This window comes from Pseudomonas sp. NY15181, from assembly GCF_048068055.1.
Lineage (GTDB): Bacteria > Pseudomonadota > Gammaproteobacteria > Pseudomonadales > Pseudomonadaceae > Pseudomonas.
Genome location: NZ_JBLUPT010000003.1, coordinates 304962 through 318998 on the forward strand (window position 1 = coordinate 304962; position 14037 = coordinate 318998).

Here is a 14037-nt window from a genome sequence, read left to right on the forward strand (position 1 = left end):
ATTGGCAAAGCCTTTACTTGGTTCTAGAGTATGCGCGCACAACACGGGGGTCAGCCGTTCCAGCAGCGGTTTCGGGTCTATTACGAAGACACCGATGCCGGCGGCATCGTCTACTACGTCAACTACCTCAAGTTCATGGAGCGGGCTCGTACCGAGCGGCTGCGTGATCTGGGCTTTGCCCAGTCGCAGCTGGCGGGAGAGAACCTGCTTTTCGTCGTTCATTCGGCAGAGGCGCGCTATCACGCGCCGGCCCGCCTGGATGACGAGCTGCTTGTTAGCGCCGAGGTGGAGGAGTTGAACCGCGCGAGCCTGAAGTTTCGTCAACAGGTTCGGCGGGCGTCAGATTCGACCTTGCTCTGCGAGGGGCGATTCCTGGTGGCGTGCGTGCGGGCGGACAACCTGAAGCCCCGCGCTATCCCAGATGTGTTGCGCGCGGCATTTGCCGGCAGTCCGGACACCCTTTCAGCAGGAGATTAACGTGGAACCGAACGTCGTCGACCATACTTCCATGTGGAGCTTGATCAGTAACGCCAGCATCGTGGTACAGCTGGTCATGCTGACCCTGGTGGCCGCCTCGGTCACTTCGTGGATCATGATTTTCCAGCGCAGCAACATGATGCGCTCGGCCAAGAAGGCCCTGGAAACCTTCGAAGAACGCTTCTGGTCGGGCATCGACCTGTCCAAGCTCTACCGCCAGGCCGGCAGCAACCCTGACCCGGACTCGGGCGTCGAGCAGATCTTCCGTGCCGGCTTCAAGGAATTCTCCCGTCTGCGCCAGCAGGCCGGCGTCGACCCGGATGCGGTGATGGAAGGTGTTGCCCGCGCCATGCGCGTCGCCATTTCCCGTGAGGAAGAAAAGCTGGAAACCAGCCTGCCGTTCCTCGCCACCGTCGGTTCCACCAGCCCGTACATCGGTCTGTTCGGTACCGTGTGGGGCATCATGAACTCCTTCCGTGGTCTGGCCGCCGTGCAGCAGGCAACCCTCGCCACCGTGGCGCCGGGCATCGCCGAAGCGCTGATCGCCACCGCCATCGGCCTGTTCGCCGCGATCCCCGCGGTCATCGCCTACAACCGCTTCGCCGCTCGCTCGGAAATGCTCATCGGCCGTTACTACACCTTCGCCGACGAGTTCCAGGCCATCCTGCACCGCAAAGTGCACACCAGCGACGATTGAAGACGACGTAAGAGGTAAGCCGATATGGCAAGGGTTCGTCACAAGCGCAAGCCGGTCGCCGAAATGAATGTGGTGCCCTACATCGACGTGATGTTGGTGCTGCTGGTCATTTTCATGGTGACCGCGCCGATGCTCAACCAGGGGGTCAAGGTCGACCTGCCCAAGGTTTCCAGCGAGGCGCTGCCGCAGGACAACGATTCGCGTGTCCTCACCATCTCCATCAAGGCCGACAAGACCTACTACTGGAACATGGGTTCGGAGGTCAATCCGGACCAGGGCAAGGGCAGCCAGACTGCCGTCTCCCTCGACCAGCTGGTCAGCGCTGCTACCGGCATCCTGTCCGAGAACAGCCGCCAGGGTAAGAAGGTTCAGGTCTTCGTCCGTGGCGACAAGGCGGTCGATTACGGTTCGGTGATGGCCGTCATGGGCGGCCTGCAGAAAGCCGGGGTCGGCAACGTCGGTCTGATTACCGAGGCGCCGGGGACTTGATGCACCAGCTCGAGCGCTCTCCTTCGGAAAGCTACTTCTGGCCGATCGTTCTGGCCGTAGCCCTGCACGTCCTGATCTTCGCCATGCTCTTCGTCAGCTGGGCCATGACGCCTGAACTGCCGCCCTCGCGGCCGATCGTTCAGGCCACCCTGTACCAGCTGAAGTCCAAGAGCCAGGCGACCCAGCAGACCAACCAGAAGATTGCCGGCGAAGCCAAGAAAACCTCGTCGAAGCAATACGAGCAGGAGCAGCTCGAGCAGAAGAAAGCCGAGCAGCAGGCCATCGCCGAGGCCAAGGCCGAGGAACAAAAGAAGGCCGATGCAGCTCAAAAGGCGGCCGAGGCCAAGAAAGAGGCCAAGGAAGCTGAAGCCAAGAAAGAGGCCGAAGCCAAGAAGGCGGAGGAGGCCAAGAAGGCCGCCGATGCCGCCGAGGCCAAGAAAGAGGCTGAGGCGAAGGCGGCTGCCGAGAAGCAGCAGGCCGATATCGCCAAGAAAAAAGCCGAGGAAGAAGCCAAGAAGCAGGCCGCCGACGACGCCAAGAAGAAGGCGGCTGAAGAGGCCAAGAAGAAGGCTGCCGAGGACGCGAAGAAGAAAGCCGCTGCCGAGGAGGCCAAGAAGAAGGCCGCCGCCGTGGCGGAAGCCAGGAAGAAGGCGGCTGCGGCCGCGGCCCGCAAGGCGACGGAAGACAAGAAGGCCCAGGCCCTGGCTGAGTTGCTGTCGGACGATACGCAGCGACAACAAGCCTTGGCTGATGAGCAAGGTAATGAGGTGGCGGGTAACTACGACGACCTGATCGTGAGTCTGGTCAGTCAGCAGTGGAACCGCCCGCCCTCAGCTCGTAACGGAATGAGCGTAGAAGTGCTGATTCAGATGTTGCCGGACGGGACGATCACCAACGTGAGTGTGACCCGCTCCAGTGGTGATAAGCCTTTCGATGACTCGGCAGTGGCCGCTGTCCGAAATGTAGGGCGAGTTCCCGATCTGCAAAAATTGGATCGTGCCACTTTCGATAGCCTGTATCGTCAGCGTCGTATGGTCTTCAAACCGGAGGATTTAAGTCTGTGAGTACCCTGATTCGCTTCGCGCTGTTCGCCCTGGCCCTGGTGGCCGGCGTGGCGCAGGCCGCCGACCCGCTGGTGATTTCCAGCGGTCGCGACTCGGCCGTCCCGATTGCCGTGGTTCCGTTCGGCTGGCAGGGCGGCAACGTCCTGCCCGAGGACATGTCCAACATCATTGGCAATGACCTGCGTAACTCCGGTTACTTCGAGCCGATTCCGCGGCAGAACATGATCAGCCAGCCGACTCAGCCTGGCGAGGTGATGTACCGTGACTGGCAGGCACTGGGTGCCCAGTACGTGCTTATCGGCAACATCGTACCGGCCGGCGGCCGTCTGCAGATCCAGTACGGTCTGTTCAACGTGGCGACCCAGCAGCAGGTCCTGACCGGCAGCGTGGGCGGCACCACTGACCAGTTGCGCGACATGTCGCACTACATTGCCGACCAGTCCTTCGAGAAGCTCACCGGCATCAAGGGCGCCTTCGCCACCAAGCTGCTCTACGTGACCGCCGAGCGCTTCTCCGTGGACAACACCCGCTACACCCTGCAGCGCTCCGACTATGACGGCGCGCGCCCGGTGACCCTGCTGCAGTCCCGCGAGCCGATCCTGTCGCCGCGTTTCTCGCCTGATGGCCGTCGCATCGCCTATGTCTCCTTCGAGCAGAAGCGTCCGCGCATCTTCATGCAGTACGTCGACACCGGCCGCCGCGAGCAGATTTCCAACTTCGAGGGTCTCAACGGCGCCCCGGCGTTCTCGCCGGACGGTAACCGCCTGGCCTTCGTGCTGTCACGCGACGGCAACCCGGAGATCTATGTGATGGACCTGGGCAGCCGCCAACTGCGTCGCCTGACCAACAACCAGGCGATCGACACCGAGCCCTTCTGGGGCGCGGACGGCTCGACCCTGTACTTCACCTCGGACCGTGGCGGTAAACCGCAGATCTACAAGATGAACGTCAATTCGGGCGCCACCGACCGCGTGACCTTCATTGGCAACTACAACGCCAACCCGAAACTTTCCGCGGATGAGAAAACGCTGGTAATGGTTCACCGCCAGGACGGTTTCACCAACTTCCAGATCGCGGCCCAGGACCTTCAGCGCGGCAATCTGCGCGTGCTCTCCAACACCACGCTGGACGACTCGCCCACTGTCGCGCCAAATGGCACGATGCTAATATACGCCACCCGCCAGCAGGACCGGGGCGTGCTGATGCTCGTCAGCATCAATGGACGCGTTCGGTTGCCGATTCCCACCGCCCAAGGCGATGTTCGCGAGCCTTCCTGGTCCCCTTACCTGAACTGACGGTTGCCAACTGTTTCAAACTTATACACTGGGGTTCATTAGGAGTTACATGATGGAAATGCTGAAATTCGGCAAATTTGCCGTTATCGCCCTCGCCATGGCCGTAGCCGTAGGCTGCTCGTCCAAGAAAGGCGATGCTACTGGTGAAGGCGCCAATGGCGGCGTTGACCCGAACGCTGGCTACGGCGCCAACAGCGGTGCCGTTGACGGCTCCCTGAGCGACGAAGCCGCTCTGCGTGCTATCACCACCTTCTACTTCGAGTACGACAGCTCCGACCTGAAGCCGGAAGCCATGCGCGCTCTGGACGTACACGCCAAGGACCTGAAAGGTTCCGGCCAGCGCGTAGTCCTGGAAGGCCACACTGACGAGCGCGGCACCCGCGAGTACAACATGGCTCTGGGCGAGCGTCGTGCCAAGGCCGTTCAGCGCTACCTGGTACTGCAGGGCGTTTCCCCGGCTCAGCTGGAACTGGTTTCCTACGGTAAAGAGCGTCCGGTTGCCACTGGCCACGACGAGCAGTCCTGGGCCCAGAACCGTCGCGTTGAGCTGAAGAAGTAAGACGTGATGCCGATGCGCCTGCGTTTTCTGACCTTGATCGCATGCGGCCTGCCCCTGATGGCGGCGGCCGCGGTTCCGGTACAGGACGGCAATGGTGGCGGTTACGCCAACCAGCCGCCCTCGGGTTATGGCACCGCAGGCGCTGAGGGCGCCTACGCCGGAGGCGGGATGACTACTCAGCCCGTCTCCGGACAGGCACAGCTGTTCATGCAGCTGCAGCAGATGCAGGACGAAATGTCCCGTCTGCGTGGCATGCTGGAAGAGCAGCAGAACCAGATTCAGCAAATGAAGCAGGAAAACCTGGAGCGCTACCAGGAACTCGACAGCCGCATTTCCAGCGGTGCGGGTGCCGGCGCCGCCGGTGCTGCTCAACAGAATTCCTCCGCTGCCGGCGTCGCTGCCGGAGCTGCCGCAGGTGCCGGCGCCGCCGCCGCTGCACAACAGCAGCCCGCTGCCGCCGCCAGCAACGAGCCGGGTGACCCGGCAAAAGAAAAGCTCTACTACGACGCCGCCTTCGACCTGATCAAGGCCAAGGACTTCGACAAGGCCAGCCAGGCCTTCGGCGCCTTCCTGCGCAAGTACCCCAACAGCCAGTACGCCGGCAACGCACAGTACTGGTTGGGCGAAGTGAACCTCGCCAAGGGTGACCTGCAGGGCGCCGGCCAGGCCTTCGCCCGTGTCAGCCAGGCTTACCCGAGCAGCGCCAAGGTGCCGGACTCGCTGTACAAGCTGGCCGACGTCGAGCGCCGCTTGGGCAATACCGAGAAGGCTCGCGGCATCCTGCAGCAGGTGATCGCCCAATACCCGGGCAGCTCCGCCGCACAGCTCTCCCAGCGTGACCTGAAGAACCTCAAGTAAGGTTCCCGGCCCAATAAAAAAGCCCGCGCCAGTCGCGGGCTTTTTTATTGGGCGGTAAAACAGCGGCTTTCGATAAGGGCCGAGTGGCTCACTTGCGCAATTGCGTGTAGTGCTCGTCACCCCGGATTGGCGCCTCCGAGCCGTGTTGCACCAGGGCAATGGAGCGCTCGCAATCGGTGAGGTTGTGATAGCTCTCCGAACTCATGGCAATGATCCTCGAGTTCTTCGCAATGAATCGCCAGCGCCATTCGTGGCGGATGTCCTTGTAAACGTGAAAGTGCGCAACCGACATACTTGTCTCCTTCATCAGTAGGGGCCGTCCTTTGGGCCGGCCAGGTGAAGTTAACAGCGGTTGGCCGGCGCCAAGAGGGCGCTCCAGGAGTCCGACGGGAATAACCGAAAGTGATGACTCCCCGTTACTTGTTTCCCGGTTCTCGATCCTTCGGACTGAGGCTGACGACTTCTGATAGAATTGCCGCCGCTCTCGGAGACGATAGTGGTTTCAGCTCGGCTGACGTCTGCTGTGTTCCGAAGTTTTCCGGGTACGCCCACGTACCCACGACTCCAACGCAACGGAGGCGGATGGCCTGTATCGCCGTCACGCCCGTGGCTGATATGCAACAGACTCTGCGAATCACCGAGATTTTCTACTCGTTGCAGGGGGAGACGCGCACCGCCGGCTTGCCGACCGTGTTCGTTCGCCTGACCGGCTGTCCCCTGCGCTGCAACTACTGCGATACCGCCTACGCCTTCAGCGGCGGCGAAGTCCAGACCCTCGACGCCATCCTCGAGCGCGTCGCTGCCTACAAGCCGCGCTATGTCTGCGTCACTGGCGGCGAGCCGCTGGCCCAGCCCAATTGCATCCCGCTGCTGCAGCGCCTCTGCGATGCCGGCTATGACGTGTCGCTGGAAACCAGCGGTGCGCTGGATATCTCCGCCACCGACCGCCGCGTCAGTCGTGTACTGGACCTGAAGACGCCGGGCTCCGGCGAAGTGGCGCGCAACCTCTACGAGAACATTGGTGAGCTGACGCCCAACGATCAGGTGAAGTTCGTCATCTGCTCGCGGGATGACTACGACTGGGCGGTCTCCAAGCTGATCGAGTACCGCCTGGAACAGCGTGCCGGCGAGGTGCTGTTCTCGCCCAGCCACCGGCAGGTGGATGCCCGTGCGCTGGCCGACTGGATCGTCAGCGATAACCTGCCGGTGCGTCTGCAACTGCAGCTGCACAAGATTCTCTGGAACGACGAGCCGGGCCACTGAGCGCGGAGGAGACCTGTTTTATGGGCAATGAGAAAGCCATGAACGACAAGAAGGCCGTGATCCTGCTCTCCGGTGGCCTGGATTCCGCGACCGTGGTCGCACTGGCCAAGGCCGAAGGCTACGACTGCTACACTATGAGCTTCGACTACGGTCAGCGCCACCGCGCCGAATTGCAGGCGGCCGAGCGTGTTGCACGCCAGTTGGGCGTCATCGAGCACAAGGTGATTGGGCTGAACCTGAACGGCATCGGTGGCTCGGCCCTGACCGACAGCAGCATCGACGTGCCGGAGGCGCCGAGCGAAGGCATTCCGGTGACCTACGTGCCGGCGCGCAATACCGTCTTCCTTTCCCTCGCCCTGGGTTGGGCGGAGGTGCTGGGGGCGCGGGATATCTTCATCGGCGTGAATGCGGTGGACTATTCCGGCTACCCGGATTGCCGCCCCGAGTTCGTCGAGGCCTTCGAGCGCATGGCCAACCTGGCCACCAAGGCCGGTGTGGAAGGCGAGGGATTCCGCATCCAGGCGCCGCTGCAGTTCCTCTCCAAGGCGCAGATCGTGCAGGCCGGCATCGCTCAGGGCGTAGACTACAGCCTTACGGTTTCCTGCTATCAAGCGGACGATGACGGGCGCGCATGTGGCAAGTGCGACAGTTGTAGGCTGCGTGCTGACGGCTTCCGCGCAGCCGGGATAGAAGACCCGACGCGATATTTTTGAAAAAAGTTTTCACGGGGTGTTGTTTTTACGTTAGAAATCAGTATTATACGCACCACGTCGGGTCGTTAGCTCAGTCGGTAGAGCAGTTGGCTTTTAACCAATTGGTCGTAGGTTCGAATCCTACACGACCCACCAACAAATCCTGTAAAAGCCCCGTGATCGAAAGGTCACGGGGCTTTTGCTATGTGCCGGAAAAAGTCCGTCGTGCGACCGCCGACGGCGCGTCGTCCGAAGGGCGGTGGTGATAAAATCGTCGGCATAACCAGAACCGCGCCTGTAGAGGTTTCCACACGATGTCCCAGATTTCCGAACGCCTGCTGGTTCAGGCTCACCTGGCTGCCAAGCAGCCGCGGGTGCTGAGCGCGCAGGAAGAGGCCGATTACCGTGCGGCCATCGCTGCCGAGTTGAAGGCACAGAACGCCGTGCTGGTCGCGCATTACTACTGCGACCCGGTGATCCAGGCGCTGGCCGAGGAAACCGGCGGTTGCGTGTCCGACTCGCTGGAAATGGCCCGCTTCGGCAACCAGCATCCGGCCCAGACCGTCGTGGTGGCCGGCGTTCGCTTCATGGGTGAGACCGCCAAGATCCTCAACCCGGAAAAGCGTGTGCTGATGCCGACCCTGGAAGCGACCTGCTCGCTGGACCTGGGCTGCCCGGTGGACGAGTTCTCGGCGTTCTGCGACCAGCATCCGGAGCGCACCGTGGTGGTCTATGCGAACACTTCGGCGGCCGTGAAGGCACGCGCCGACTGGGTGGTGACCTCCAGCTGCGCCGTGGAAATCGTCGAGCACCTGATGGACAACGGCGAACCGATCCTCTGGGCGCCGGACCAGCACCTGGGGCGCTACATCCAGCGCGAAACCGGCGCTGACATGCTGCTCTGGGATGGCGCGTGCATCGTCCACGAGGAGTTCAAGGCCAAGCAGCTGGAAGACCTCAAGGCGGTCTATCCGGATGCCGCGATCCTGGTTCACCCGGAGTCGCCTGAAGCCGTGGTCGAACTGGCCGATGCGGTCGGCTCCACCAGCCAGCTGATCAAGGCGGCGCAGACGCTGCCGAACAAGCGTTTCATCGTCGCCACCGACCGCGGCATCTTCTACAAGATGCAGCAGCTGTGTCCGGACAAGGAATTCATCGAGGCGCCCACCGCCGGCAATGGCGCGGCGTGCCGCAGTTGCGCGCACTGCCCGTGGATGGCCATGAATACCCTGGAGCGCACCCTGGCGTGCCTGAAGGAGGGGAGTGGCGAGATCTTCGTCGATCCGGCACTGATTCCCAAGGCCATCAAGCCGCTCAAGCGCATGCTCGATTTCACCCAGGCGGCCAGGCTGAAAGTGGCAGGCAACGCCTGATCGAGTGCGGCAAAGAAAAAGCCCGGCGAATGCCGGGCTTTTTTTGTACCTGAGCGCTGGGGTCAGCGGCCCATCATCTGTTTCAGCAATTGCTCCTGTTCGCGGAACTCCTGCTGGCGTGCATCCAGGCGCGCGGCCAGGGTGAAGTTGCCTCCGGCACGTCGCTTGGCGAAGTCCAGCTGCTCGATGGCGTGCTTGTAGTCGCCGGTCAGCGCGTAGAACTCCGCACGCGCCTGGTACACGCCGATGGCGTTGCCGCTGAGGGTGCAGGCATCGGCCAGGCGGCTCCAGACATCGGGGTCGAGCGGTCGTTTCTGCGACAGCTTGAACAGCGTCTTCTCGGCGTCGGCGGCGCGGTTGGTCTTCATCATCAGGTCGGCCTGGGCCTGGATCAGCGGATAGCTGTCCGGGTATTGGCCGAGCATCTTCTGCACCCGTGCCTGCGCGTCGGGCAGCTTGTTGGCGGTGATGTCCACGTCGACCATCGCCAGGTTGTAGCTGATGTCGTTGGGCGCCTTGGCCAGCAGTTGCTGGAGGCCGCTGCGCGCGTCGTTGAGCTGGCCGATCCTGGTCTGCGAAAGGGCCAGTCCATAGCGTGCAGCGTCGTTCTTCGGGTCTTCGTCGAGCTGCGCGCGGAACTGCTTGCTGGCCATGCCCGGGGTGTCCTCGAACATCTGCTGGACGCGGGCGCGCATCAGTTCGTAGCGCAGGGTGTCTTCCTTGCCGCCCTTGGGATACTGCTCGGCACGGTTGCGGGTGTCGGCGATACGCGAGTCGGTGACCGGGTGGGTCAGCAGGAATTCCGGCGGCTTGCCCTCGTAGCGATACTGGCGGGCGAGGCGCTCGAACATGTTGGGCATGGAGCGCGGGTCATAGCCGGCGCGCACCATGGTGGTGACGCCGACCCGGTCGGCTTCCTGTTCATTCTGCCGGGAGAAGCGCAGCTGGTTCTGGATCGCTGCCGCCTGGGTCGAGGCGATGGCGGCGATGCCGGCATCACCGGCGCCGGCCGCGGCGGCGACGATGCCGGCCAGCATGGCCGCCATCACCGGCACCTGCATGCGCTGCTGGGCTTCGATGCCGCGGGCGAAGTGGCGTTGGCTCAGGTGGCCCAGTTCGTGGGCCAGTACGGCGATGTATTCGCCTTCGCTCTGGGCGTAGAGGAACAGGCCGCCGTTGACGCCCACGACGCCGCCGGGGGCGGCGAAGGCGTTGATCTGCTTGTCGCGGATCAGGATGAATGCCAGACGGTGGTCCTGTAGCTCGCTGGACTCGGCCAAGCGATAGACGGTGGACTCGACGTAGTCCTTGAGTTGCGGGTCGTTGAGGGTATCGACCTGGCTGCGCAGCATGCTCAGCCAGGCGCGGCCGAGCTGGAACTCCTGCTCCGGGGATACGATGGACGAGCTGGCGTCGCCCAGGGATGGCAGATCGTCCGACATCGCGGGCGCGGCGAGGGCGCAGGCGATGGTGAGCAGGGCAGGGCGCAGTACTTTCATGTACAAGAGGCTCGTTCCGAGAAAGGCTCTACTTTAGCCGTACGTTATTACCAATGCCTAGGTTGCCAGGCGCGACTGTTGCGCAAATCGACGTCAGTATTTTCTCCGCTACTTGCGCTCCAGGCCGCGAGGCTGACGGCTTCCTGCGAGACTGCGGGTGTCGCGGGCCCTGGTTACTTTTCCAATGCTTTCGGTATTCTTGAACGCCACTCTCGGAGTTTGTTTCGATGTCTGATTCCACACCGCCCATCCCTGCCTGTGACGCGGAGCTGGATGCCAGCGGTCTCAATTGTCCTCTTCCCCTGCTCAAGGCCAAGCTCGAGCTGAACCGCCTGCCCAGCGGGGCGGTGCTCAAGGTAATCGCCACCGACGCCGGGTCCCAGCGGGATTTCCGCGCATTTGCCGACCTCGCCGGGCACTCCTTGCTGCATGAAGAGGTCGAAGCAGGCGTCTATCGCTACTGGCTGCGCAAGAAGTAGCCCTCGTTCCCGGATAACCGGGACGTTACCCCTTTCGTTTCGCAGGTCTGTTCATGCTCAAGGTTTTGCAGGACTGGATGCAGCGCTATTTCTCCGATGAGGAGGCGATAGTGCTGGCGGTCATTCTGGTGCTGGGTTTCAGTGTCATCCTGGCCTTTGGCGGCATGCTCGCGCCGGTACTGGCGGCGATGGTGATCGCCTTCCTGATACAGGGCCTGGTGGGCGTGCTGGAGCGTGTGCGCTTGCCGCACCTGTTCGCCGTCTGGCTGGTCTATTCACTGTTCCTCGGACTGCTCGCCGTGTTCCTGCTGGTGCTGGTGCCGCTGGTCTGGAAGCAGCTGTTCACCCTGCTCAACGAACTGCCGAGGATGCTCGGCGAGTGGCAGGCCACGCTGCTGATGCTGCCTGAGCGCTATCCGGACATGGTCACCGAGGAGCAGGTGCTGCGCACTGTCGAGGCGGCGCGCAGCGAACTGGGCCAGCTCGGCCAATGGGCGCTGACCTTCTCCCTCTCCGGGGTGCCGGTGCTGGTCAACATCATGATCTACCTGGTGCTGGTGCCGATCCTGGTGTTCTTCTTCCTCAAGGATCGCCGCCGCTTCTACCTCTGGTTCCGCCGCTACCTGCCGCGCGAGCGGGGGCTGATGAAACAGGTGTGGAACGAGATGAACCAGCAGATCGCCAATTACATCCGTGGCAAGGTCATCGAGATTTTCATTACCGGCGTGGCGACCTACATCGCCTTCGCGGTGCTGGGGCTGAACTACGCGGCGCTGCTGGCTCTGCTGGTCGGCCTGTCGGTGGTGGTGCCCTACATCGGCGCGGTGGTGGTGACGGTGCCGGTGGCGCTGATCGCGCTGTTCCAGTGGGGCTGGAGCGACCAGTTCATCTACCTGATGGTCGCCCACGCGATCATCCAGGCGCTGGACGGCAACGTGCTGGTGCCGCTGCTGTTCTCTGAGGCGGTAAACCTGCACCCGGTGGCGATCATCTGCGCGGTGTTGCTGTTCGGCGGCTTGTGGGGCTTCTGGGGCGTGTTCTTCGCCATTCCGCTGGCGACCCTGGTGAAGGCCGTGCTGGATGCTTGGCCGAGGCACCCGGAGCCGGAGCGACAAGTCAGCCCGATGATGTGACGGACAAAGAAAAAGGCCGCTGAAACAGCGGCCTTTTTCATGCGACTCGATGACTCAGGCCTGGTTCAGCGCCTGGGCCGCGGCGAACACGGCATCGACGTGGCCGGGCACTTTCACGCCGCGCCACTCCTGGCGCAGCACGCCCTTGGCGTCGATCAGGAAGGTGCTGCGGTCCACCCCCATGTATTCCTTGCCGTAGAGCTTCTTGAGCTTGATCACGTCGAACAGCTGGCAGACGGCTTCGTCCTTGTCGCTGATCAGCTCGAAGGGGAAGCACTGCTTGGCCTTGAAGTTCTCGTGGGACTTGATGCCGTCGCGGGATACGCCGAATACGACAGTATTGGCCTTGGCGAAGTCATCGATCTTGTCGCGGAATCCCTGGCCCTCGGTGGTGCAGCCGGGGGTGCTGTCCTTGGGGTAGAAGTACAGCACGACTTGCTTGCCTTTGAATTCCGACAGACGGAATTCGACACCGCTGGTGGCGGGGGCCTGGAAATCGGCGACGGCTTTGTTCAGTTCAACGGCCATGGGCTCTCTCCTTAGGGATGCTGCGGGCGCCAGGGCTCGATCAGCGCGTCCAGGTTCAGGGCGTCGGCAAAATCCAGGAACTGGTCGCGCAGCCAGCTGATCTGGGTGCCGGCCGGCAGGGTCACGGTGATGGTGGCGTTGAGCATGCTGGTGTTGGTGTGCGGCGCCTGGTAGGTGTCGCAGGTGAGGTTCTCCAGCTCGATGTTGTGGTCGATGAAGAACTGGCACAGCTCATTAAGGATGTCCGGACGGTACACGGCGCTGACGTAGGCCACGTAGGGCAGGGCCTGGGCGCGGGTGACGTGGACGTTGCTGCGGGTGACGCTGAGGGTGAAGCCATGGCGCTTGGCCAGCGCCGGCAGGCCGCCTTCCAGGCGGGCCAGGGCGTCCCAGCTGCCGGCGACCTGCAGGACCAGCGCGCTGAACTCGCCGTGGCGGGTCAGGCGGCTGCTGATCACCGAGCAACGGTTATCGACGCAGGTGCGGCACAGCACGCTGGTCAGCTCCATCGGGTTCGGGCCCAGCGCACTGATCAGAAGAAATTGTTCACGAGGGTGGGAGGTGGACATGCAGCTTTCCTGGGAGTGGCGGCCAAGCGGGCCGCATCGACAAAGGGGGAAGGGTAGCGAAAAGAGCCGATGAGGGGAATGTCTGACCGCTCGCAGGACGCTGCTGTCACCTTGTGCGTGGCCGGTGGCGACAGTACCATTACGGCTTTCTTTTTCCGGCAGGAGCGGTTGCATGATTGCGGGCAGTATGGTGGCGCTGGTCACCCCCTTCGATGCTCAGGGTCGACTGGATTGGGACAGCCTCGCGAAGCTGGTGGACTTCCACCTGCAGGAAGGCACCAACGCCATCGTTGCGGTCGGCACCACGGGTGAATCGGCCACGCTGGACGTGAGCGAGCACCTGGAAGTGATCCGTCGCGTGGTTGACCAGGTCAATGGCCGCATCCCGGTGATCGCCGGTACCGGCGCCAACTCCACCCGTGAAGCGGTCGAGCTGACCGAGGCTGCCAAGAGCGGCGGCGCCGACGCCTGCCTGCTGGTGACCCCGTACTACAACAAGCCGACCCAGGAAGGCCTGTACCAGCACTTCCGCCACATCGCCGAAGCCGTGGCCATCCCGCAGATCCTCTACAACGTGCCGGGCCGCACGGCCTGCGACATGCTGCCGGAGACCGTCGAGCGCCTGTCCAAGGTGCCGAACATCATCGGCATCAAGGAAGCCACCGGTGACCTGCAGCGCGGCAAGGAAGTACTGGACCGCGTCGGTAAGGACTTCCTGGTCTACTCCGGCGACGACGCCACCGCCGTCGAACTGATGTTGATGGGCGGCAAGGGCAACATCTCGGTGACCGCCAACGTCGCTCCGCGCGCCATGAGCAACCTGTGCGCCGCCGCCATGCGTGGCGATGCCGGCGAAGCCCGCGCCATCAACGACCGCCTGATGCCGCTGCACAAGGCCCTGTTCATCGAATCCAACCCGATTCCGGTGAAGTTCGCCCTGCACGAAATGGGTCTGATTCCCGAAGGTATCCGCCTGCCCCTGACCTGGCTCAGCCCGCGTTGCCACGAACCGCTGCGTCAGGCCATGCGCCAGACCGGCGTGCTGGCTTAAGGAGCCCCCTC

At 62.9% G+C, this 14037-nt stretch carries 17 protein-coding genes and 1 tRNA gene; 14 read left to right on the forward strand and 4 right to left on the reverse strand.

Features of this window, described 5'->3' with window-relative positions; all coding sequences use genetic code 11:
• Nucleotides 1-30: 30 nt before the first annotated feature.
• From ybgC to ybgF, 7 genes are read left to right on the forward strand one after another with little or no spacing between them, the layout of a single operon-like run.
• Nucleotides 31-477, forward strand: a complete 447-nt coding sequence (ybgC, locus tag ACNFBT_RS10050) for a tol-pal system-associated acyl-CoA thioesterase (RefSeq protein ID WP_275610776.1) — start codon at nucleotides 31-33, stop codon at nucleotides 475-477.
• A gap of 1 nt (nucleotide 478) precedes the next feature.
• Entirely contained in the window at nucleotides 479-1174 is a 696-nt protein-coding gene (gene tolQ / locus ACNFBT_RS10055) for a protein TolQ (RefSeq protein ID WP_416748865.1), read from the forward strand.
• A gap of 24 nt (nucleotides 1175-1198) precedes the next feature.
• A complete protein-coding gene (tolR, locus tag ACNFBT_RS10060) occupies nucleotides 1199-1663 on the forward strand; it encodes a protein TolR (RefSeq protein WP_416748867.1) in 465 nt (154 codons plus the stop codon).
• On the forward strand, nucleotides 1660-2727 hold the full coding sequence (gene tolA / locus ACNFBT_RS10065; RefSeq protein ID WP_416748869.1) for a cell envelope integrity protein TolA: 1068 nt from the start codon (nucleotides 1660-1662) through the stop codon (nucleotides 2725-2727). Before tolR ends, tolA begins: the two co-directional genes overlap by 4 nt.
• The gene (gene tolB / locus ACNFBT_RS10070) at nucleotides 2724-4022 is read left to right on the forward strand and encodes a Tol-Pal system beta propeller repeat protein TolB (protein WP_416748871.1); all 1299 of its coding nucleotides are present in this window, start codon (nucleotides 2724-2726) and stop codon (nucleotides 4020-4022) included. The genes tolA and tolB overlap by 4 nt, the downstream gene beginning before the upstream one ends.
• A gap of 52 nt (nucleotides 4023-4074) precedes the next feature.
• Complete coding sequence (gene pal, locus ACNFBT_RS10075) at nucleotides 4075-4581, forward strand: peptidoglycan-associated lipoprotein Pal (RefSeq protein WP_017522099.1); 507 nt, start codon at nucleotides 4075-4077, stop codon at nucleotides 4579-4581.
• Nucleotides 4582-4587: 6 nt separating this feature from the next.
• Nucleotides 4588-5439 carry a tol-pal system protein YbgF gene (gene ybgF, locus ACNFBT_RS10080; protein WP_416748873.1) on the forward strand — a complete coding sequence of 284 codons (852 nt, stop codon included), beginning with the start codon at nucleotides 4588-4590 and terminating at the stop codon, nucleotides 5437-5439.
• A gap of 88 nt (nucleotides 5440-5527) precedes the next feature.
• Here ybgF and ACNFBT_RS10085 read toward each other — a convergent pair whose 3' ends face one another.
• A complete protein-coding gene (locus ACNFBT_RS10085) occupies nucleotides 5528-5746 on the reverse strand; it encodes a YegP family protein (RefSeq protein WP_416748875.1) in 219 nt (72 codons plus the stop codon).
• A gap of 308 nt (nucleotides 5747-6054) precedes the next feature.
• Here ACNFBT_RS10085 and queE point away from each other — a divergent pair, with 308 nt between their 5' ends.
• From queE to nadA, 4 genes are all read left to right on the forward strand, one after another.
• On the forward strand, nucleotides 6055-6702 hold the full coding sequence (gene queE, locus ACNFBT_RS10090; protein WP_416748877.1) for a 7-carboxy-7-deazaguanine synthase QueE: 648 nt from the start codon (nucleotides 6055-6057) through the stop codon (nucleotides 6700-6702).
• 38 nt (nucleotides 6703-6740) lie between these two features.
• On the forward strand, nucleotides 6741-7415 hold the full coding sequence (gene queC / locus ACNFBT_RS10095) for a 7-cyano-7-deazaguanine synthase QueC (RefSeq protein WP_416748879.1): 675 nt from the start codon (nucleotides 6741-6743) through the stop codon (nucleotides 7413-7415).
• 59 nt (nucleotides 7416-7474) lie between these two features.
• Nucleotides 7475-7550 (forward strand) — tRNA-Lys (locus tag ACNFBT_RS10100).
• A 158-nt stretch (nucleotides 7551-7708) separates the two neighbouring features.
• The gene (nadA, locus tag ACNFBT_RS10105) at nucleotides 7709-8767 is read left to right on the forward strand and encodes a quinolinate synthase NadA (RefSeq protein ID WP_416748881.1); all 1059 of its coding nucleotides are present in this window, start codon (nucleotides 7709-7711) and stop codon (nucleotides 8765-8767) included.
• 62 nt (nucleotides 8768-8829) lie between these two features.
• Here the strand turns inward: nadA and ACNFBT_RS10110 are convergent, their stop codons facing one another.
• Nucleotides 8830-10266, reverse strand: a complete 1437-nt coding sequence (locus ACNFBT_RS10110; RefSeq protein WP_416748883.1) for a M48 family metalloprotease — start codon at nucleotides 10264-10266, stop codon at nucleotides 8830-8832.
• A gap of 227 nt (nucleotides 10267-10493) precedes the next feature.
• Here ACNFBT_RS10110 and ACNFBT_RS10115 point away from each other — a divergent pair, with 227 nt between their 5' ends.
• Both ACNFBT_RS10115 and ACNFBT_RS10120 read left to right on the forward strand, forming a co-directional pair.
• The gene (locus ACNFBT_RS10115) at nucleotides 10494-10745 is read left to right on the forward strand and encodes a sulfurtransferase TusA family protein (RefSeq protein ID WP_152221589.1); all 252 of its coding nucleotides are present in this window, start codon (nucleotides 10494-10496) and stop codon (nucleotides 10743-10745) included.
• Between the two features lie 53 nt (nucleotides 10746-10798).
• Nucleotides 10799-11878: an AI-2E family transporter gene (locus tag ACNFBT_RS10120; RefSeq protein WP_416748884.1), complete on the forward strand. Its 1080-nt coding sequence runs from the start codon at nucleotides 10799-10801 to the stop codon at nucleotides 11876-11878.
• Nucleotides 11879-11932: 54 nt separating this feature from the next.
• Here ACNFBT_RS10120 and ACNFBT_RS10125 read toward each other — a convergent pair whose 3' ends face one another.
• Together ACNFBT_RS10125 and ACNFBT_RS10130 are read right to left on the reverse strand one after the other, a co-directional pair.
• On the reverse strand, nucleotides 11933-12406 hold the full coding sequence (locus ACNFBT_RS10125) for a peroxiredoxin (protein ID WP_416748886.1): 474 nt from the start codon (nucleotides 12404-12406) through the stop codon (nucleotides 11933-11935).
• An 11-nt stretch (nucleotides 12407-12417) separates the two neighbouring features.
• Entirely contained in the window at nucleotides 12418-12975 is a 558-nt protein-coding gene (locus tag ACNFBT_RS10130) for a glycine cleavage system protein R (RefSeq protein WP_207885018.1), read from the reverse strand.
• Nucleotides 12976-13147: 172 nt separating this feature from the next.
• Between ACNFBT_RS10130 and dapA the strand changes: the two genes are divergently transcribed.
• The gene (gene dapA / locus ACNFBT_RS10135; RefSeq protein WP_416748888.1) at nucleotides 13148-14026 is read left to right on the forward strand and encodes a 4-hydroxy-tetrahydrodipicolinate synthase; all 879 of its coding nucleotides are present in this window, start codon (nucleotides 13148-13150) and stop codon (nucleotides 14024-14026) included.
• Nucleotides 14027-14037: the final 11 nt, after the last annotated feature.

Bases quoted from the DNA above. Each gene is read 5' to 3' on its own strand.
- ybgC (WP_275610776.1), top strand. From the start codon at position 31: ATGCGCGCACAACACGGGGGTCAGCCGTTCCAGCAGCGGTTTCGGGTC.
- tolR (WP_416748867.1), top strand. From the start codon at position 1,199: ATGGCAAGGGTTCGTCACAAGCGCAAGCCGGTCGCCGAAATGAATGTG.
- pal (WP_017522099.1), top strand. From the start codon at position 4,075: ATGGAAATGCTGAAATTCGGCAAATTTGCCGTTATCGCCCTCGCCATG.
- ybgF (WP_416748873.1), top strand. From the start codon at position 4,588: ATGCCGATGCGCCTGCGTTTTCTGACCTTGATCGCATGCGGCCTGCCC.
- ACNFBT_RS10085 (WP_416748875.1), bottom strand. From the start codon at position 5,746: ATGAAGGAGACAAGTATGTCGGTTGCGCACTTTCACGTTTACAAGGAC.
- queE (WP_416748877.1), top strand. From the start codon at position 6,055: ATGCAACAGACTCTGCGAATCACCGAGATTTTCTACTCGTTGCAGGGG.
- queC (WP_416748879.1), top strand. From the start codon at position 6,741: ATGAACGACAAGAAGGCCGTGATCCTGCTCTCCGGTGGCCTGGATTCC.
- nadA (WP_416748881.1), top strand. From the start codon at position 7,709: ATGTCCCAGATTTCCGAACGCCTGCTGGTTCAGGCTCACCTGGCTGCC.
- ACNFBT_RS10110 (WP_416748883.1), bottom strand. From the start codon at position 10,266: ATGAAAGTACTGCGCCCTGCCCTGCTCACCATCGCCTGCGCCCTCGCC.
- ACNFBT_RS10115 (WP_152221589.1), top strand. From the start codon at position 10,494: ATGTCTGATTCCACACCGCCCATCCCTGCCTGTGACGCGGAGCTGGAT.
- ACNFBT_RS10120 (WP_416748884.1), top strand. From the start codon at position 10,799: ATGCTCAAGGTTTTGCAGGACTGGATGCAGCGCTATTTCTCCGATGAG.
- ACNFBT_RS10125 (WP_416748886.1), bottom strand. From the start codon at position 12,406: ATGGCCGTTGAACTGAACAAAGCCGTCGCCGATTTCCAGGCCCCCGCC.
- ACNFBT_RS10130 (WP_207885018.1), bottom strand. From the start codon at position 12,975: ATGTCCACCTCCCACCCTCGTGAACAATTTCTTCTGATCAGTGCGCTG.
- dapA (WP_416748888.1), top strand. From the start codon at position 13,148: ATGATTGCGGGCAGTATGGTGGCGCTGGTCACCCCCTTCGATGCTCAG.